The sequence below is a fragment of the Pseudonocardia alni genome (genome assembly GCF_002813375.1).
Lineage (GTDB): Bacteria > Actinomycetota > Actinomycetes > Mycobacteriales > Pseudonocardiaceae > Pseudonocardia > Pseudonocardia alni.
This window is the reverse complement of sequence record NZ_PHUJ01000003.1, coordinates 3,901,049-3,919,186: the sequence shown is the minus strand read 5'-3', so window position 1 is coordinate 3,919,186 and position 18,138 is coordinate 3,901,049. Positions and strand designations below refer to the sequence as shown.

Below are 18,138 nucleotides of genomic sequence, written 5' to 3'. Positions count from 1 at the left end.
AGGATAGGACACGTTCTGAGGGTTGCCTCTCCTGCATTCAGGTGGGGCTCAACACTCCTCGGCGGCGGGGACGGACGGTGGCGCAGGCCAGGTCGAACCCGTGGACCCGTGCCGCGGTGCCGCCGAGCAGGGCGGCGCGGACGTCGTCGTCGAGCTCGGGGAACCGTCCGCGCAGCTCGTCGGGGTAGCGGAAGGTCATGAGGTCGCGGATCAGGCGCGCCGGGCGCACCAGCGGGTAGCCGCTGCCGAACATCAGCCGGTCCGGGCCGTAGGCGGCCAGCAGCTCGCCGAGCGCCTCGGCGGCGGTCACCCGGTGCCGGCGCAACGCGATCAGCAGGTCGGTGAGCAGCACGTAGACGTTGGGCAGGCGGGCCAACCGGACCAGCGACGCGGTCGGGGCGCAGGCGGCGCCGACCACGAACCGGATCTTGGGCAGGGCCGTGGCCAGCGCGGCGACGTCGGTGACGTCGACGGCACCGGCCGGCAGCGGCCCGGCGCTGCGCACCCGGACCGGGAGTGCGGACCCCGCGCGGACCGGCTCGGCCCACTCCGGCCACCGGGGCCGCGGAACGGCGTCGCCCTCGGCGACGACGCCCGCGTGCGCCCACTCCGGTGCCGCGCGCGACGGTCGCGCGGTCGGCGCGATCCCGATGTGGACCACCCCGGCGCCGGCCTGCTCGGCCCGGATCAGGGTGCGGCGCAGCCACGGCGCCCGCAGCGACAGCGCGGTCTCCGGACGACGGGCGGGCAGCACGGTCAGCGCGCGCAGACCGTCGCGGCCGACCCGGGCCCCGATGCCGCGGGCGCGGGCCCGGTCGGCGGGGTCGAGCTCCCCCGCCAGCACGAGCCGCCCGGGGTGCTCGGCGGCGAGCTCGGCGTGCCAGGCCGGTGCGGCGAACCCCAGCACGAACAGGTCCTCGAAACCGGCCGGGACGAGCACCGCGCGGTCCACCGCGGAGAGCACGTGCGCGGCCAGTGCCTGCGGCGTGACCAGCTCGAACGCGTCCGCGGACAGCGGGCGCGGCGACGGGTCGACCATCCGGTGGCGGTGCAGCAGGTCGGCGACGAACTGCTCCCCCGCCGGGCCCGCCTGGTTGTGCGGCCGGCCGTCCCAGCCGTGCACCTGGGCGTCGACGACTGCCGGGAGACCACCACGCCCCTGGGGCGCACCGCAGCACCGGTCCACGACGACCACCTCTCCACTGTCGCGGAGCGGCCCGGCACGCGCAGCGCGTGCCGGGCCGCTCCCCACTGTTCCTGTGACCGGACGGGCCGGTACCTACCCGACCGACGGGCCGAGCCCCATCGACTGGGGCGTGCTCGAGTCCGGGCTGGGCTGCGGGATGCCCTCGTCGAGCTGGCCGAACTCGGTCATGAGCGCCTTGTTCCAGGGCGTGACCTCCTCGGCCACCAGCGAGTTGGTGGTGAGGATCAGCCCGGCGACCGAGGCGCCGTTCTGCAGGGCGGAGCGCACGACCCGCAGCGGGTCGATGATGCCCATCTCGACCATGTCCCCGAAGCGGCCCTCCAGGGCGTCGAAGCCCTCGTCGACGCCCATGGTCGTGACCTGCTTGACCACCTCGTCGCCGTCGTAGCCGGCGTTGGAGGCGATGAGGTGCACGGGCTCGGTGAGCGCGTGCCGGACGATCTCGACGCCGATCCGGTAGTCCCCGGTCACGTCCAGCTCGTCGAGAGCGGGCTCGGCGTGCAGCAGTGCCGCGCCGCCACCGGCGACGATGCCCTCGGCCACCGCGGCCCGGGTCGCCTGCAGCGAGTCGTCCACACGGTGCCGGATCTCGCGGGCCTCGGCGTTGGTCGGTGCCCCGACCGAGATGATCGCGGCCTTCCCGGACAGCCGGGCGATGCGGTCGGAGAAGAAGTCCTCGTCGGTGCCGATCGTCGCGCGGGCCAGCTCGGCGCGCAGTTGCGACAGCCGGTACTCCAGCTTCTGCTTGTCCCCGCCGCCGCCGATGATCGTGGTGCCCTCGCTGGTGACCTGCACCTGCACGGCGCGCCCCAGGTGCTCGACGTCGATCTGCTCGAGCGAGAACGAGGAGCTCTTGGAGTGCACCTGCCCGCCGCAGAGCGCGGCCATGTCCTCCAGCAGGTGGATGCGCTTCTCGCCGAAGCCCGGCGCCTTGATCGCGACGGCCTGGAAGTGCCCGTTGACGTGGTTGTGGACCAGCATCTGCAGGGCGGTGCCCTCGACGGTCTCCGCGACGATGACGAGCGGGCGCCGGTCGTTGCGCATGATCCGGTCCAGCACCGGCATGATCTGCTGGACGTCCTTGATCTTGTGCGCGGTGAAGAGGATGTAGGGGTCGTCGACGATCGCCTCGAGCGTGCCGGGGTTGGTCACCATGTACGGCGAGACGTACCCGTTGTCGAACTCGAAGTCCTCGACGAAGTCCACCGAGACGCCCGGCAGCGGGGTGTCGTCGACGGTGACGACGCCGTCGTCGCCCACGGTGTGCAGCGCCTTCGCGACGACGCGGCCGATCGTGTAGTCGTCGTTGGCCGAGATGGACGCGACGCGGGCGTAGTCCTCCTCGGTGCTGACCGGGTGCGACACCGTCTGCAGACGGTCGACGAGCGCGTTGACCGCGATGTCGATGCCCCGCTTGACCAGCACCGGGTTGCCGCCGCGCTCGATGGCGCTCATGCCCTCGCGGACGATGGCCTGGGCGATGACGGTCGCGGTGGTGGTCCCGTCGCCGACCGTGTCGTTGGTCTTGACCGCCGCTTCCTTGACCAGCTGGGCGCCCATGTTCTCGAAGGGGTCGCGCAGGTGGATCTCGCGGGCGATCGTGACGCCGTCGTTCGTGACCTCGGGCGAGCCCGTGATCTTCTCCAGGATGACGTTGCGGCCCTTGGGGCCGAGCGTGCTCTTGACGGCTTCGGCCAGCTGGTCGACGCCGGCCTGCAGCAGATGACGGCCCTCGGCGCCGAAGCGGAGTTCCTTGGCCATGGTGGGTCCTCCCGGAGAAAGAGTCGGTCCAGGTGCGCGGGTGTGGATCAACGTGCGCAGCCGTGTCGCCGTGCGGGCGCGCTGCGCGGGTGGAGCGCACCGCCCGGGCCGTCGCCGGCCGTGGTGGGCCGGGGACGGGTCGTCGTCCCGGGCGGTGCGATCCGGGTGAGGAGCGGGTCCTTACACCGGCTTCAGGTCGAAGTCGATGTACTCGGCGGCGTCCTCGGGATTGGCGAACATGATCGTCTTGTCGTCCAGGTGGACCATCCGCCCGTAGTGGGTGGACATGTTCTCCTCGAACTGGGCGGCATCGAACCAGCCCTCCTCCTGGCCGGCCTCCTCGTCCATCGCGACGTAGTCCAGCTCGAACTTGCCCGTGCCGTCGACGCGGATCATCGAGGGCAGGTGCTGCACGGTCACGTTGTCCTGACGGTCCAGAACGGTCGCGATGACCGCGCCGATCTGGTTGTTCATCAGCGTGAAGCCACACATGTTCGACGCGGTGCTGTCCTGCTTGAACGGGCTGGTGCTGGTCACTGCTTCAGCTCCTCGGGGACGTCGAGGCCGAGATCGCTGCAGATCCCGGCGAACCGGTTCTTGGCGCGGTCGAGGGAGTCCTCGAACGTGGGGGGCTTCGAGTCCGACTGGGACCACATCGGCTGCATGGTCCGGGCGGCCTCCAGCGCCTGCGGGACGTAGGTCCGCAGCCAGCCGCCCATCAGCGAGCGGTTGTGCTCGGCGAACTCGCGGTCCTGGGTGAGCGGCGCGAAACAGGCGATCGACCAGCGCAGGTCGCGCTGGGCGTAGTCGTACTCGCCGGCACCCATGACCGTCGGGGTCACGTAGTCGCCGTTGGTGGCGGCGGACTGCATGACCAGGTTCGAGCGGAACAGCTCACCGACCAGCGGCTCGAAGACGCAGTTGGCCGCGAAGATGGCCTCGCCCCAGTCGTCCTGGACCGCGGTGAGGGCCTCGGTGAACTTGCGGGCGCCCTGCCACTCCGGCGCGTTGTCCCACGCGTCGAGGTGGGCTGCGCCGTCGAACCCGTCGATCTCCTCCGACAGCGTCAGGTTGTAGAGCGCCAGGTCCTGGGCGAAGCGGATCTTACGGGTGGAGTTCGCCGCGAGCGCCGTGTTGTGCATGTTGGTCGGCGCGGACCGCTCGTTGGACGCGAAGACGTAGAGGCCGAGGATGTGCTCGATGTGCATCCAGGCGCCGACGTTGCGCTCGACGAACCGGATCCAGTTCGAGTTCCACAGCTCGAACGCCTTCGCGTTGCGGGCGTTCTCGATGTTCTGGGTGAGCTGCCGGACGACGTTCGCGTTGTACCGGTAGAGGCTCTGCTCCCACTCCTCGTTCGGGTCGCGGAACTCGTGCCAGCCGTGGGCCGGCCAGTTCTTCACGTGCATGCCGCCGGTGCCGATGCCGCGCTGCGGCTCGGGCTCGTCGACGCCCCAGGCCTTCAGCTTGGTCCAGTGCAGCGGGTAGCCGCCCTCGCCGTTGGCGAAGCCGTAGATCCAGCCCTGCGCGAGGTAGTGCCGCGGGTCCGGCTGGACCTCGACGGTGGTGTCCTCGTACAGCGTCTGCTTCCGCTTGGCCGGGGTGTAGTAGTTGTAGTGGCGTGCGCTCGAGCTCGAGTCCGGGAACTCCCGCGCTCCGGCCTCCGCGTCGGTGAAGACGGGCTTGGGAACGCTGCGCTGCGAACCGGACGACGTGTCCTGTGTGGTGGGGGACTGAGTCATTGCTGTCCGTCCTCGCCTTCTTGCTCACCGGTCGTGGTGAACTTGTCGTAGAAGATGTTGGTCTCACTCACACCCAGCTGGGTCAGCGTCGCGATCGCCGCGTCGACCATCGGCGGGGGACCGCAGACGTAGGCATCCGCTCCCTTCAGATCGGATTCGTTGCGCCTGACCACCTCGGTGATCAGACCGGTCTCGCCGGCCCAGTCCCCGCCGTCGCCGTCGGACAGGGCGGGGACGTACCGGAAGCCGTTGAGCTGGGGCGCCAGTTCGGCGATCTCCTTCTCGAAGCAGAGATCGGCCGCGGTGCGCGCGCCGTAGTAGAAGGTGGCCCGTCGTTCGACGCCGCCATCGGCCATCGCCCGCAGCAGGCCCAGTACCGGCGCCATGCCGGCGCCACCGCCGACGAAGACGATCGGCGAGCTGCGGTTCTGACGGAGGGTGAAGGTGCCGAAGGGCGCCTCGACATCGAGCCGGTCACCGGGAGCGGCCTTCTCGTCGAGCCAGGTCCCGAACAACCCACCCGGGTAGACCTTGATGACGAACTCGTAGGTGCCGTCCCGGTTGGGGGTGTTGGCCATGGAGAACGAACGGCTCTCCTCGGTCCCGGGGCAGACGAGGTCCATGTACTGCCCGGGGAAGAACTTGATCTCCGACGGCTCGACCAGCTTGACGGTCAGATGCCGCATGTCGTGGGTGACGGCCTCGACCGACACGACCTCGACCACGCCCTTGGTGAGGGGCAGGCCGGACCGGATGATCTCCTCGTCGTAGTTGGTCAGTTCGATGACCAGGTCCTCGTAGGCATGCGCCCGGCACAGGAGGGTGTGGCCCTCCTCCTTCTCGTAGTCCGGGAGCGCGAAGGTCGAGTAGCTGTCGTACTCGATGTCCTCGCCCTCGAGCACGAAGGACTTGCAGGCCGAGCACTGGCCCTCCTTGCAACCGTGCATGAGCTGGACGCCCTGCTCGGCCGCGGCGCGGAGGATGTTCTGGTCCTCGTCGACCTCGATCTCGATGCCGACGGGCTCGAACCGCACGACGTGTTTGTCGCCCACGAGCGCAGACCACCTCTCTTGGCGTGACGAATGGCGTGAGAAAAAAGACCAATCGGACAGACGTGGGCAGGCGTCGCCCCGGGCCCCGCCCGGCGGACGGGAGTCCCGGGGTGACCCGGCCGGGGAAGACGACCCCCCGGCCGGGCCGCGGGGAGAGGGACCCGTCATGGCATGACGGGGACCCCCTCCCCTCGCCTGACCCGCGCTCAGGCGTCGGTGGGCGCGGGCCGGCCTCCCGGCCCCTGGCGGTTGTAGTCCGCCACGAACGCCTCGCGCTCGGCGTCGCTCATCTCGTTGAGGATGACGTTGGGGCTGGCCAGGTGCGGCATGCGCCGCATGTGGTCCAGCGTCCACATCTTCTTCGGGTCGAGATCGAGGTGCGGCTGAGCGGTCAGCGTCTTGCCGTCGTCACGGACGAAGCCCATGTCCTGGACGACGTCGGCCCAGTTCCAGCCGTGGTAGAGCGTCTCCCACTCGCGGTGACCCACGAGCTTGCCCATGTTCGGGGTCTCGCGACCCTGGTACACGGGCCGGAAGGCCTCGGCGTCGGTCCAGCGGCAGACCTCGTGGCAGTACGTGCGCCACTGGCCGTCCACCTTGTCGACGACCATGTCCTCACGCACCAGACACGGGACCATGCAGGTCCAGCAGCGGTGCGGGTACACGTAGTCGACGTCCTCGGCCACGATGGCGTGGTGACCGTTCGGCTTGGCGAGGCGGTTGTAGTTCTCCCACCACTTGCCGTACCGGTCGTACCAGCCCGGGTACTTGTACTCGAACCACTCGAAGTCGGTGTCGGTCATGCCGTCGATGCGCCAGTAGTTGGCGCACCAGCCGGTGGCGAAGAACTGCGCGACCTCGTGGACGTAGCCCTTGTTCCAGATCTGGTTCCAGGACTCCTCGACCAGGTCGTGCGGGATCACCAGGCCGTACTTCTCGAGCGGCAGCAGGTAGCTGCGGTAGTAGTCGTCGTAGATCCAGCGGCGCCACATCTCCGCGTAGGACTCGCGGTCCTTGCGGCGGTCCTTCGTGCCGTACTCGATGAAGGTACCGATGGCGGCGTCGACGACGCGGTGGTTGTTCCACCACGCGTAGCGCAGGTCGCGCTCGAGCAGCTGGCGGTTGTCCTCGTCCGACAGCGCCATCAGGAGCGTGGCGTAGCCGTTGGAGATGTGCCGCGACTCGTCGGACTGCACCGAGTGGAACACCGTCGGCAGCAGGTAGTCGCCGTTGGCGGCCGCCTCCGCCGGCATCGCCACGAACAGGGTGTTCGTGAACGCGGTCTCCGCGACGATGGTCAGGTAGATCGACGCGGCGGTGATGGCGTCACCGGTGATGAACCCCTCCGCGAACTGGCGGCCGATGGTGCCGCAGTAGTCCGACTGGAAGTTCCGCAGCGAGTTGTTGAAGCCCGCCGGGTCGATGTAGTTGTTCATGTACAGGCGCTTGAGGTTCTGCTGGATCGTGCTGTGCCGAACCTCGTCGATCATCTGGATCGCCTGGCCGTTGTGCAGCTCCGGGTTCGGCACCACGTGGAACAGCATCGGCATCGAGCGCGCCGCCGAGATCTCCGGCAACGGGATGATCGACAGGAAGAGCTTCTGCCACTCCAGCCAGCGCTCCTGCACCTGCCGGAACATGTTGCCGCGGATGGCACCGTCCTGGGCGCCGTAGACGCGGTGGTCCTTCTCCTCCTCCATCGGGAAGTACGAGCGCAGGACCTGCTTGAGCGGGTCCTTCTTCGCCGCCTTCTTGAAGGTGTAGTCGGTTCCGTACTTCATGTACGGCTCGTGGTACTGCGGCTCCCAGGAAAGCTCCTGGATCTTCTGGTGAGCCTTCGCCAAACTCTGCCGACTCACGTCGTCTCCTCACGGTGGTGGGTTGTGGTCGGATCAGCGGGCGAGCGCGGGTAGCCCGATGTCGTGGTCGTGCACGGAGCTCGGACGACCCGGTGACGTGGGTGGATGCCGCGGCGCCGGTGCCGTCTGTCTTCCGTGCTGCGAATCACACATGGTCCGGCAGGCATTCGAGGTCTCAATATGAGACTCTTCCGCCCCACTACCTGTGGTGATCTTGCTCTCACGGCGCGTACCGTCGCCGTGACCACGGGATCCGGGCAGGTCACCGCTGTCGTACGCGGGTCCTCGGTGGTCGTGTCCCGAGCTCGACACAGGCGAGGAGGCCGTGTGTGAGACCCCTGCCCGACGGCGCGCAGGGCGCCACCCGGGCGGGCCGGCCGACGCCGCGCCCGCGACACGGACATGACTCCCCCGTCACCGGCTCGGCGCCCACACCCGCCACCAGGACCAGCACCAGCGCCGCGGCCGAACGCATCGCGGCGGCCCGCGACGCGTTCCTGCACCACGAGCAGATGCGTGAGGACTCGGTCCGCCCGCCGATCCTGGCGTCCTGGATCCGGTCGCGGGACAGCGACGTCGCGCCCGACTCCATCGACCTGCCCGAGATCGGCCGCGAGACCGACAGCCCGCTGGTGCGGGCGGCCACGCCGATCGTCTCCGAGCTGTGCGACCAGTTCGCCACCGAGCCGGTCAGCCTCATCCTCTGCGACGGCGACGGTGTCGTCCTCGACCGCCGGACCGGTGACTCCGCGCTGCGTCAGCACCTGGACCGGGTGTGGCTCGTCCCCGGTTTCTCCTACGCCGAGCAGCACGTCGGCACCAACGGCATCGGCACCGCGCTGGAGGGCAGGCGCCCGACCGAGGTGTTCGGGCACGAGCACTTCGTCGAGCACCTGGAGGACCTGGCCTGTGCCGGCGCCCCGATCCGGCACCCGGTGACCGGCAAGATCCTCGGCGTCGTCGACCTGACCTGCTGGCGGAGCGAGGCCAACGCGCTGATGGTCGCCACCGCCGCGACGACGGCCCGCCGCATCGAGGAGGCGCTGCTCGCCGCGTCCGGGCGGCACGAGCTGACGCTGCTGCACGACTACCTGACCGCGGTCCAGCGCGGGGGCGACTCCGCGGTGCTCGCCGTCGGCGACGACCTCGTGATGATGAACGACCGCGCCCGCGAGCTCATCGCACCCGGTGACCAGGTCCCGCTGCTCGCCGGGGCGACCGACGCGCTGCGGGCCGGACGCAACCGCCAGCTCGTCGTCGACCTGCCGAGCGGGGCGACCGCGCGCGTGCAGTGCCGGCCGAGCTGGAACGAGGCGGGCTCGGCGGGCGGCATCCTGCAGGTGAGCCTGACCCACCGCGACACCGTCGGCCGCGGCTCCGCGACCCCGACGATCACCACCGCGCTGCCGACCGCCGTCGGCTCGGGGGCGCTGTGGACCAAGTGCGCCCAGGCGGTGGACCGGCACTTCCGCACCAACGAGTGGCTGGTGCTGCAGGGCGAGCACGGCTCCGGCCGGACCACGCTGGCCCGCGCCACTCACCACCTCCACTCCCCCGCCGGGCACGTGCGTGTGCTCGACGCCGGCGACGTGGGCCCGCGATGGCTCTCCGAGGTGTCCGACGAGCTCGACGGCGGCGGCGGGACGCTGGTGCTGCGCGAGGTCGACCGGCTCCCCCCGGCCGCCGCGGCGGCGCTCGCCGACGTGCTCGAGCCGCACCGCGAGTCGACCGACCCGGAGCGGGCCTGGGTCGTCGCGACCCGCGGCAGCTCCCGGACGACCGACTCACCCGAGCTCGCGTCGCTGCTGGACTGCTTCCCGCGCACCATCGAGGTCCCGCCGCTGCGCCACCACGTGGAGGACGTCGCCGAGCTGGTGCCGTACCTGCTCGCCCGGCTGACGCGCGGCGCCGACCTGACCTGTGCGCCGGAGGCCCTGCGGGTGCTGATGCGGCACCGGTGGCCGGGCAACGTCGAGCAGCTCTACCAGGTGCTGCGCAAGGTCGTGAGCCGTCGCCGGACCGGGGTGATCCGGCTGGAGGACCTGCCGCCGGAGACGCGGGTGCTGGCCCGGCGGGTGCTGACCCCGCTGGAGTCGATCGAGTGCGACGCCATCGTCGACGCCCTGCTCGACGCCGACGGCAACAAGGCCGAGGCCGCGCGCCGGCTCGGGATGAGCCGGGCCACGATCTACCGCAAGATCCGCGGCTACGGCATCGCGACGCCGGAGGGGGCGGGGATGTCCCGGTAGCCTGCGCGGCGTGGGTCGCCGCAGCCGGATCGTCCGCGCGTTCTCCTTCCCGGAGGGCAAGCCGCCCCCGCTGCTGGTGATGATCCTGCTGAGCAGCTCGATGGCCGGGGTGTTCGTCATCGCGATGCTGCTGCCGGACCCGGCGCCGCTGTGGCTGCGGGTGGTCATGTCCGCGCTCGCGGTGCTGGGACTGATGCTGCTGACCGCGGCGCTGCTGCGCCGGGCGGCGACGCAGGGCAGGCGCCGACACGAGGGGTGACGGCCCGTACGGACTGCGACGCCCCCGGACGGCCCCTACCGTCGGACCATGGCCCTGCTCCGACGGTTGTTCCTGATCCCCGACGGCGTCCCGGCCCCGCTGCGCGGCGCCGTCGCCGCGCTGATCGTGCTGGTCGCCGTGCTCTGGCCCCTCATGCTGCTGCCCGCCGGCACCTCGACGGCGGTGCTCGTCGTGGTGTCCGTGCTGTCGGTCCTGGCGCTGTTCGCCCTGGCGGCGGCGCTGCTGCGACGGCGCTACCCGGGCGCGCACCGCTGAGCCCCGGTCGTTGATCTACGGTCCGTGCCCATGACGGGAACGGACATCGCTGCACCGTGGCCGGACTCGGCGTTCCCCGCCGACCCCTACCCGGGCGCCCGGCCGCCGTGCTCGTTCCTGCACACCGACGGCCGCACCCACCCGCTGACGGCCGACCCGTCGGCGCCCTCGGGATGGCGGGCCGGCGGCCGCTGCCTCGACGACGTGCTCACCGGCCTGGGCGCACCGCGGCTGGCCGGGCGGGTGCCGCTGCTGGCCTACGGCTCGAACGCCTGCCCGTCGAAGATCACCTGGATGCGCGACGCGCGCGGGCTGGGCGGGCCGGTGGTCGTGCTGCGGGTGCGCACCGCGGGCCTGGCGGCGGTGTGGGCGGCCGGTCGCCGCGTCGTCGACGACCAGCGTCCGGCCACCCTGGCCGCCCTCGACGGTGCGGTGGAGGAGCACACCGTGTGGCTGGCCGCACCGGAGCAGTTCGCCGCGCTCGACACCGTCGAGGGCCGCGACGCCGACCCGCCCCGCTACCGGCTCGCCCGGGTCGCGACCGGGCGCGTGACCCTCCTCGACGGCGTCGGGGTGCTGGACCGGCCGTGGGCCTACGTCGCACCGCAGACCCCGACCGGGGACGACCGCACCGACCGCCGGCCGCTCGTGCTCGACGGCGCCCCGGTGACCTGCACCGCCCTCGACCAGGCCGGGGCCGCCGCGCAGGCCGGGACGCCCGGCCCGGACGGGCTCGACGCCGACACCGCCGAGGGGGTGCCCGTGCCGGAACATTGGCCTTCCCGGGTGTTCGTCTACGGCTCGCTGATGCCGGGTCAGCGCGCGTTCGGGCTGCTGCGCGCGCACGCCTCGGCGACGCTGCCGCAGCCGGCGGTGCTGCCGGTCGGCGGGATCGCCGACACCGGGCACGACTACCCGGCCCTCACCCTCGACACCGGCGACGGCGTGCCCGGCTGGGTCGTCGAGCTGGCCGACCCGGTGTCCGCGCTGGCGATCCTGGACGCCTACGAGGGGCCGGAGTACGCCCGTATCCGGGTGGTCGTCGAGGACGGCACCGTCTGCTGGGCCTGGGTGTGGGCGGCGGCGCGGGTCGGGCACGTGCCGCTGGCCCGGGGGTGGGCGGGGCGCTGAACGCGGACCGGGCCCGTCCCCGGTGGGGACGGGCCCGGTCGGGCGGTACGCGTCAGGAGCCGGTCTTCGCGGCCTGGCGTGCGCGGTGCTCGGCGAGCCCCGGGACGTCCCGGCCGGCGATCGACACACCCTTCGTCTCGATGACGAAGTAGAGCGCGATCATGCCGACCACGCAGGCGCCCATCATGTAGTAGGCCGGGAACAGGACGTCGCCCGTGCCTTCGATGGCCGCCTCGTTGATCAGCGGCGCGGTGCCGCCGAACGCCGCCGTCGCCACGTTGTAGGAGATCGCCATGCCGGCGAACCGGACGTGGGTCGGGAACATCGCCGGGAACGTCGCGGAGATCGTCCCGAGCTGCAGCAGGTAGATCAGGCCGAGCACGGTGAACCCGAGGATCGCCAGCGGCAGGCTCTGCGCCATCAGCATGTACATCGGGATCGCCAGCACGAAGATGCCGACCAGTGAGATCCACCAGCACGGTTTGCGGCCGATGCGGTCCGACAGCGCACCGGCGAACGGGATCAGCAGCATCATCACGACCTGGCCGATCACGGCGACGGTGTCGGCACTCGCCGAGTCCATCGACAGCGTCGTCTGCAGGTAGGTCGGCATGTAGGTCAGCAGGGTGTAGTTGATGACGTTCAGCGCGATGACCAGTCCGAACAGCGCCAGGATCGGCTGCCAGTAGCGTACGAGGAGGTCCTTGAGCGCTCCGGTCGCGGCGGACTCGGACTCGCCGGCGGCCTCCAGGTCCCGGAACACCGGGGTGTCCTCGAGCTTGGTCCGGATGTAGAGACCGATCATGGCCAGCGGCAGGGCGATCATGAACGGGATGCGCCAGCCGTAGTCGAGCATGGCCTGCTCGCCGATCGCGGTCTCCAGGCCGAAGACGACCAGCACCGCGAGCGTGAAGCCGGCCAGGGTGCCGAACTCCAGGAAGCTGCCCCAGAAGCCGCGCTTGCGGTCCGGCGCGTACTCCGCCATGAACGTGGCGGCGCCGCCGTACTCACCGCCGGTGGAGAAGCCCTGGATGATCCGCAGCAGGAACAGGAGCGCCGGGGCGGCCCAGCCGATCGTCTCGTACGACGGGATGACGCCGATCAGGAACGTCGCGACACCCATCAGGATGATCGTCATCGACAGGACCTTCTGCCTGCCGATGCGGTCACCGAGCGGACCCCACACGAAGCCGCCGAGCGGCCGCAGGACGAACGAGATCGCGAACCCGAGCAGGGTCCCGAGATATCCCAGCTCACCCGGGAAGAACGCGTTCGTCAGTTCGACCGTCAGGTAGGCGTAGATGCCGTAGTCGAACCATTCCGTGGCGTTTCCGATCGCCGACGCGGCGACCGCCCTCCGCAGGACGGAGGGCTCCACTTCGTCCTGATCACCCTGCTGACCAGCGTCTGCCGGAGTCGATGACATTCGATAATCCCCCCACTGTCGAAATGCCGGACCGCAAGCGGAGCCGCATTTCGTTACGCGATCGACATGGTGAGCGTCTTTGCGGTGTGCGGAGCTTACAGAGCGAAAAGGGGGGCTGCCACCCACGGGTGGAGATCGATCCCCGGCCCTTCGCGACGGCCCCGTGTAGCGTCGCGACCGTGCTGGCGATCGACGGCCTGGCCAAGCGGTTCGGCCCCGCCGTCGCGCTGGACGGGGTGAGCTTCACCGTCGCCCCGGGCGAGGTGTTCGGCTTCGTCGGCGGGAACGGCGCGGGCAAGACGACGACGATGCGGATCGTGCTCGGCGTCCTCGACGCCGACGCCGGCGCGGTCACCTGGAAGGGCGACCCGCTCGGTCCCGCGGACCGGCGCCGGATCGGCTACCTGCCCGAGGAGCGCGGTCTGTATCCACGGATGCGGGTCGCCGAGCAGCTCGTCTACCTGGCCCGGCTGCACGGGCTGTCCCGGTCGGCCGCGCTCGCCGCCACCGAGACCTGGACCGACCGGGTCGGGCTCGCCGACCGCCGCGGCGACGAGGTGCAGAAGCTGTCGCTGGGGAACCAGCAGCGGGTGCAGCTGTGCGCCGCGCTGGTGCACGACCCCGACCTGCTGGTCCTCGACGAACCGTTCTCCGGGCTGGACCCGGCGGCCGTCGACACCCTGGGGGCGGTGCTGCGCGAGCGTGCCGCGGCCGGGGTGCCCGTGGTCTTCTCCTCCCACCAGCTGGAGCTGGTGGAGCGGCTGTGCGACCGGGTCGGGATCATCTCGGCGGGCCGGATGGCCGCGGTCGGGACGGTCGACGGACTGCGGGCCGGGGCCGCCGACCGTTACGACGTGACGGGCCCGCCGCCCGGCTGGGCCGATACCGTCGCCGGGGTACGGGTCGTCGGCACCGAGGGCGACCGCACCCGCGTCGAGCTGGCGCCGGGCACCGACGACCAGGCGCTGCTCGCCGCGGCGCTCGCCGCCGGACCGGTACACGCGTTCGGTCCGTACCGGCCGCCGCTGACCGAGCTGTACCGCGACGCCGTGCGCGACCGCGCCGTCCCGTCGACCGACGGTGCCCGATGAGGACGGTGCTGCTCGTCGCGCGGCGGGAGATCACCACCCAGCTGCGGTCGCGGACGTTCGTCGTCGGGATCCTGCTGATGCTGCTGGTGTTCGGCGGCTACGGCGCGGTGATCGTGTTCGCCGGGTCGCAGAACTCGTCGTCGTCGCTGGTGCTCGACGGGCCGGCCCGCGAGCTGCGCGGCGAGCTGCAGGGCACCGCGGACCGGCTGGGCACCGCGCTGCGGCTGACCGAGGCCGGGAACCGGGCCACCGCCGAGTCGATGGTCCGCACCGGCGAGGCCGACGCGATGCTCACCGGGGCACCGGGGACCTACCAGCTCGTGGGCCTCGACGACGTCGCGCCGGGGCTGCGGTCGCTGGTCGCCGACGTCGTCGAGCAGCAGGCCGTGCGCGAGTCGCTGCTCGCCGCCGGCGCCGACCCGGAGCGGGTCAGCACGCTGTCCGGGGTGGGCGTGCGCACCCTCGAACCGGTCGACACCGAGCTGGGCCAGCGGGTGGGGACCGCGTTCGTCGTGACGTTCCTGCTGTTCTTCTCGGTCACCGCCTACGGCGCGGCGGTCGCGCAGGGGGTGGTCGAGGAGAAGTCCGGACGCGTGGTGGAGCTGCTGCTCGCGACGATCCCGGCCCGGCAGCTGCTCGCCGGGAAGGTGCTCGGCCTCGGTCTGGTCGGGCTGCTGCAACTGCTGATCCTCGGCGCGGTGGGCGCGGCCGTCGCGGTGGGCACGGGCGCGCTGGCCGTCCCGGCGCTGCTGCTGCCGACGCTGGTGTCGGCGCTGGCCTGGTACCTGGTCGGGTTCTTCCTGTTCGCGACGCTCTACGCGGCGGCGGGGGCGCTCGTGTCCCGCCAGGAGGAACTCCAGTCGGTGACCGCGCCGATCGCCGTCGTGCTGCTCGTGCCGTTCCTGCTCGCCGTCGCCGTGCTGCCCGTGGGCCCGCGCAACCCCGTCACCACGGTCCTGTCGTTCGTGCCGTACCTGTCGCAGACACTGATGCCGGCCCGGACCGCGCTGGGCGTCACCGAGTGGTGGGAGCCGGTGCTCGCCTACGCGCTCGCGCTGCTCGCGCTGGCCGGGATGGTGGTGCTGTCGGCCCGCGTCTACCGCAACTCGGTGCTGCGCACCGGGGCCCGGGTCCGCTGGCGGGACGCCCTCAGGACCGGGCGGCCTTGACCTGGTCGTAGCGGGCGAGCGCATCCTGACGCTCGGCCTTGTGGTCGACCATCGGCTCCGGATACCCCTCCGGGATGCCGCCCTTCAGCTTCCACGGCTGGTGCACGGCCTTGCCCTCGACGTCGGCGAGCTCGGGCACCCAGCGGCGCACGTAGTCGCCGTCGGGGTCGAACCGCTCGCCCTGGGTGATCGGGTTGAAGATGCGGAAGTACGGCGAGGCGTCCGTCCCCGACCCGGCCGTCCACTGCCAGCCGTGCTGGTTGGAGGCCAGGTCGCCGTCGACGAGCAGCGCCATGAAGTGCCGCGCGCCGCGCCACCACGGGATGTGCAGGTCCTTGACCAGGAACGACGCGACGATCATCCGCACCCGGTTGTGCATCCACGCCTCGCCGCGCAGCTGGCGCATCCCGGCGTCGACGATCGGGTAGCCGGTGCGGCCCTCGCACCAGCGCTCGAAGTCGGCGTCGGCCGCCTTCCCGGTGCGCAGCGGCAGATGGTCGAAACCCTTGTCGTAGTTCTCGCGCGCCGAGTCCGGGCGCCGGTGGAGCACGTCGGCGTAGAACTCGCGCCAGGCGATCTCGGTGCGGTAGGCCTTGACCGAGTCGCCCCGGTGCTGCGCGAGGTCGGCGAGCAGCGTGCGCGGGTGCACGCAGCCGTACTTGAGGTACGGCGACATCCCCGAGGTGCCCTTATTCGCCGGCAGGTCGCGGTCGGACTCGTAGTCCAGGACACCCTCGTCGAGGAAGTCGCGCCAGCGCGCCAGCCCGGCGGACTCCCCCGGCTCGGGCAGCTCGGCCTCGACCGGCTCGTCGCCGGGGACCTTCACCGCGCGCGGACCGCCGTCCTTGTCCGAGGGGTCCATCCAGGTGCACGTCGACGCGTCGGTGCCCGCCGGGGGGCGCCAGCCGTGGTCGGCCCACGCGCGGCTGAACGGGGTGAACACCTTGAACGGCCCGCCGCCGCCCTTCTCCACCCGGCCCGGCGCGACGGCGTACGGCGAACCGGTGCGGACGAGCTCGACGCCGTCGTCGGACAACGCCTTCTCGACGTTCTCGTCACGTTCGCGGCCGTAGGGGCCGTAGTCCGCGGCGACGTGCACGGTCTGCGCGCCGACGGCCCGCGCGACCCGCGGGACGACGTCGTCCGGGTCGCCCCTCACCACGAGCAGCTTCCCGCCGAGGGCCTCGTCGAGCTCGCGCAGGCAGCCGTAGAGGAAGTTCGCCCGCGCGGCACCCGAGGGCTTCAGCAGTACCGGGTCCAGCACGAACAGCGCGAGCGCACGGTCGGCGGCGTCGGCCGCGGCAAGGAACGTGGGCTGGTCGGCGACCCGGAGGTCGCGCCGGAACCAGACGACGGCAGTGCTGGGCGCCATGCCGGTCGACGCTAGCGGCGCCGCCGCCGGCCCGCCCGCCGAGCCGCCGCGTTCCTCCGGTATGCCCCCAGGGGAACTCTCGTGGCTTAGAGCGCTACGAGGGTTCCCCTGGGGGCGCCGGGGCGGCAGTACGCGAGGCGGGGCGGCGGCTCCCCGGAACGAGCGAGCGGGCCGGTCGTGGGACCGGCCCGCTCGGGAGGTGAGGCGGTGGGGCTACGCGGTCAGCGCTGGCCGACCGGGACGTAGAGGCGCTCCGCGGAACCGGTGTAGAGCTGGCGCGGACGCCCGATCTTGTTCTGCGGGTCGTTCATCATCTCGCGCCAGTGCGCGATCCAGCCCGGGAGCCGGCCGAGCGCGAAGAGCACGGTGAACATCTTCACCGGGAAGCCCATCGCCCGGTAGATGACGCCGGTGTAGAAGTCGACGTTCGGGTAGAGCTTGCGCTCGACGAAGTAGTCGTCGGCCAGCGCCTTCTCCTCGAGCGTCATGGCGATGTCGAGCAGCGGGTCGTTGACGCCGAGCTTCTTGAGGATCGTCTCGGCCTGCTCCTTGACGATCTTCGCGCGCGGGTCGTAGTTCTTGTAGACCCGGTGCCCGAAGCCCATCAGCTTCGCGCCCTGCTCCTTGTTCTTGACCCGGTTCACGAAGTCGTCGACGTTGCCGCCCTCGACGTCCTTGATGCGGGTCAGCATCTCCAGGACCGCCTGGTTGGCGCCGCCGTGCAGCGGGCCGAACAGCGCGTTGACGCCGGCGGAGATGGAGGCGAACAGGTTCGCCTGGCTGGAGCCGACCAGCCGCACCGTCGACGTGGAGCAGTTCTGCTCGTGGTCGGCGTGCAGGATCAGCAGCGTGTCGAGAGCGCGGACCATGTCCGGGTCCAGCTCGTAGGGCTCGGCAGGGAACCCGAACGTCATCCGCAGGAAGTTCTCGACGAGGCCGAGGGAGTTGTCCGGGTACAGGAACGGCTGCCCGACGGACTTCTTGTACGCGTAGGCGGCGATCGTGAAGACCTTCGCCATGAGCCGCACGGTGGAGAGCTCGACGGCCTCCTCGTCGTGCGGGTCCAGCGAGTCCTGGTAGAAGGTCGACAGCGCGCTGACCGCCGACGACAGCACCGGCATCGGGTGCGCGTCCCGCGGGAAGCCCTCGAAGAAGCGCTTGAGGTCCTCGTGCAGCAGGGTGTGCCGGCTGATCCGGTTGGTGAAGGCGTCGAGCTGCTGCTGGCTCGGCAGCTCGCCGTAGATCAGCAGGTAGCTGACCTCGAGGAACGTGGAGTTCCCGGCCAGCTGGTCGATCGGGTAACCGCGGTAGCGGAGGATGCCGGCGTCACCGTCGATGTAGGTGATCGCGGACGAGCAGGCAGCGGTGCTGGTGAAGCCCGGGTCGAAGGTGACCAGGCCGGTCTTGCCGAGCAGCTTGCTGACGTCGACGGCCTGCGACCCCTCCGTCGGGGTGTGCACCGCGGTCTCGAACTCGCCGCCCGAGTACCGGAGTACGGCGGTGTCGGACTTGGCGGCGGTCTCGTCGGACATGTGGAGGTTCCC

15 protein-coding genes are annotated in these 18,138 nt (G+C 71.2%); 6 read left to right on the top strand and 9 right to left on the bottom strand.

All coding sequences use genetic code 11. From position 1 onward, the window contains the following. Nucleotides 1–37: 37 nt before the first annotated feature. The 6 genes from ATL51_RS19390 to ATL51_RS19365 all read right to left on the bottom strand — a co-directional run bounded on the left by ATL51_RS19390 (nucleotide 38) and on the right by ATL51_RS19365 (nucleotide 7,606). The gene (locus ATL51_RS19390; RefSeq protein ID WP_167410023.1) at nucleotides 38–1,186 is read right to left on the bottom strand and encodes an amidohydrolase family protein; all 1,149 of its coding nucleotides are present in this window, start codon (nucleotides 1,184–1,186) and stop codon (nucleotides 38–40) included. Between the two features lie 93 nt (nucleotides 1,187–1,279). Then, nucleotides 1,280–2,968 carry a chaperonin GroEL gene (gene groL, locus ATL51_RS19385; protein WP_100879464.1) on the bottom strand — a complete coding sequence of 563 codons (1,689 nt, stop codon included), beginning with the start codon at nucleotides 2,966–2,968 and terminating at the stop codon, nucleotides 1,280–1,282. 180 nt (nucleotides 2,969–3,148) lie between these two features. Continuing rightward, on the bottom strand, nucleotides 3,149–3,505 hold the full coding sequence (gene mimD, locus ATL51_RS19380) for a propane 2-monooxygenase effector subunit MimD (protein ID WP_350589363.1): 357 nt from the start codon (nucleotides 3,503–3,505) through the stop codon (nucleotides 3,149–3,151). Further along, complete coding sequence (locus ATL51_RS19375) at nucleotides 3,502–4,710, bottom strand: ferritin family protein (protein ID WP_073577854.1); 1,209 nt, start codon at nucleotides 4,708–4,710, stop codon at nucleotides 3,502–3,504. The genes mimD and ATL51_RS19375 overlap by 4 nt, the downstream gene beginning before the upstream one ends. Continuing rightward, nucleotides 4,707–5,762: an FAD-binding oxidoreductase gene (locus ATL51_RS19370; protein WP_073577855.1), complete on the bottom strand. Its 1,056-nt coding sequence runs from the start codon at nucleotides 5,760–5,762 to the stop codon at nucleotides 4,707–4,709. Before ATL51_RS19370 ends, ATL51_RS19375 begins: the two co-directional genes overlap by 4 nt. Nucleotides 5,763–5,968: 206 nt before the next feature. Then, entirely contained in the window at nucleotides 5,969–7,606 is a 1,638-nt protein-coding gene (locus ATL51_RS19365) for a ferritin family protein (RefSeq protein WP_167410085.1), read from the bottom strand. A gap of 344 nt (nucleotides 7,607–7,950) precedes the next feature. On the opposite strand from ATL51_RS19365, the gene ATL51_RS19360 reads away from it, so the two are divergent. Genes ATL51_RS19360 through ATL51_RS19345 form a run of 4 tightly spaced genes read left to right on the top strand, consistent with a single transcriptional unit; the run spans nucleotide 7,951 to nucleotide 11,536 of the window. After that, the gene (locus ATL51_RS19360) at nucleotides 7,951–9,870 is read left to right on the top strand and encodes a sigma-54-dependent Fis family transcriptional regulator (RefSeq protein WP_301549094.1); all 1,920 of its coding nucleotides are present in this window, start codon (nucleotides 7,951–7,953) and stop codon (nucleotides 9,868–9,870) included. 10 nt (nucleotides 9,871–9,880) lie between these two features. Next, nucleotides 9,881–10,129 carry a hypothetical protein gene (locus tag ATL51_RS19355; protein WP_100879462.1) on the top strand — a complete coding sequence of 83 codons (249 nt, stop codon included), beginning with the start codon at nucleotides 9,881–9,883 and terminating at the stop codon, nucleotides 10,127–10,129. A gap of 48 nt (nucleotides 10,130–10,177) precedes the next feature. After that, nucleotides 10,178–10,405, top strand: coding sequence for a hypothetical protein (locus ATL51_RS19350; protein ID WP_100879461.1), 228 nt, complete (start codon nucleotides 10,178–10,180; stop codon nucleotides 10,403–10,405). 30 nt (nucleotides 10,406–10,435) lie between these two features. Beyond that, nucleotides 10,436–11,536 carry a gamma-glutamylcyclotransferase family protein gene (locus ATL51_RS19345; RefSeq protein ID WP_100879460.1) on the top strand — a complete coding sequence of 367 codons (1,101 nt, stop codon included), beginning with the start codon at nucleotides 10,436–10,438 and terminating at the stop codon, nucleotides 11,534–11,536. Nucleotides 11,537–11,588: 52 nt separating this feature from the next. Here ATL51_RS19345 and ATL51_RS19340 read toward each other — a convergent pair whose 3' ends face one another. Continuing rightward, nucleotides 11,589–12,914: an MFS transporter gene (locus ATL51_RS19340; protein WP_301549093.1), complete on the bottom strand. Its 1,326-nt coding sequence runs from the start codon at nucleotides 12,912–12,914 to the stop codon at nucleotides 11,589–11,591. Nucleotides 12,915–13,141: 227 nt separating this feature from the next. Here ATL51_RS19340 and ATL51_RS19335 point away from each other — a divergent pair, with 227 nt between their 5' ends. Then, nucleotides 13,142–14,053: an ABC transporter ATP-binding protein gene (locus ATL51_RS19335; protein ID WP_100880813.1), complete on the top strand. Its 912-nt coding sequence runs from the start codon at nucleotides 13,142–13,144 to the stop codon at nucleotides 14,051–14,053. Continuing rightward, nucleotides 14,050–15,222 (top strand): ABC transporter permease, encoded by a 1,173-nt coding sequence (locus ATL51_RS19330; protein WP_100879458.1) that lies wholly within the window; start codon nucleotides 14,050–14,052, stop codon nucleotides 15,220–15,222. The genes ATL51_RS19335 and ATL51_RS19330 overlap by 4 nt, the downstream gene beginning before the upstream one ends. On the opposite strand, the gene ATL51_RS19325 is transcribed toward ATL51_RS19330, so the two are convergent. Both ATL51_RS19325 and ATL51_RS19320 read right to left on the bottom strand, forming a co-directional pair. After that, nucleotides 15,203–16,594, bottom strand: coding sequence for a cryptochrome/photolyase family protein (locus ATL51_RS19325; RefSeq protein ID WP_100879457.1), 1,392 nt, complete (start codon nucleotides 16,592–16,594; stop codon nucleotides 15,203–15,205). The genes ATL51_RS19330 and ATL51_RS19325 overlap by 20 nt on opposite strands. A gap of 221 nt (nucleotides 16,595–16,815) precedes the next feature. Further along, nucleotides 16,816–18,126 carry a citrate synthase gene (locus ATL51_RS19320; RefSeq protein WP_100879456.1) on the bottom strand — a complete coding sequence of 437 codons (1,311 nt, stop codon included), beginning with the start codon at nucleotides 18,124–18,126 and terminating at the stop codon, nucleotides 16,816–16,818. Nucleotides 18,127–18,138: the final 12 nt, after the last annotated feature.

Coding starts and splice junctions, on each gene's coding strand:
- groL (WP_100879464.1), bottom strand. CDS start 2,968: ATGGCCAAGGAACTCCGCTTCGGCGCCGAGGGCCGTCATCTGCTGCAG.
- ATL51_RS19375 (WP_073577854.1), bottom strand. CDS start 4,710: ATGACTCAGTCCCCCACCACACAGGACACGTCGTCCGGTTCGCAGCGC.
- ATL51_RS19350 (WP_100879461.1), top strand. CDS start 10,178: ATGGCCCTGCTCCGACGGTTGTTCCTGATCCCCGACGGCGTCCCGGCC.
- ATL51_RS19345 (WP_100879460.1), top strand. CDS start 10,436: ATGACGGGAACGGACATCGCTGCACCGTGGCCGGACTCGGCGTTCCCC.
- ATL51_RS19330 (WP_100879458.1), top strand. CDS start 14,050: ATGAGGACGGTGCTGCTCGTCGCGCGGCGGGAGATCACCACCCAGCTG.
- ATL51_RS19325 (WP_100879457.1), bottom strand. CDS start 16,594: ATGGCGCCCAGCACTGCCGTCGTCTGGTTCCGGCGCGACCTCCGGGTC.
- ATL51_RS19320 (WP_100879456.1), bottom strand. CDS start 18,126: ATGTCCGACGAGACCGCCGCCAAGTCCGACACCGCCGTACTCCGGTAC.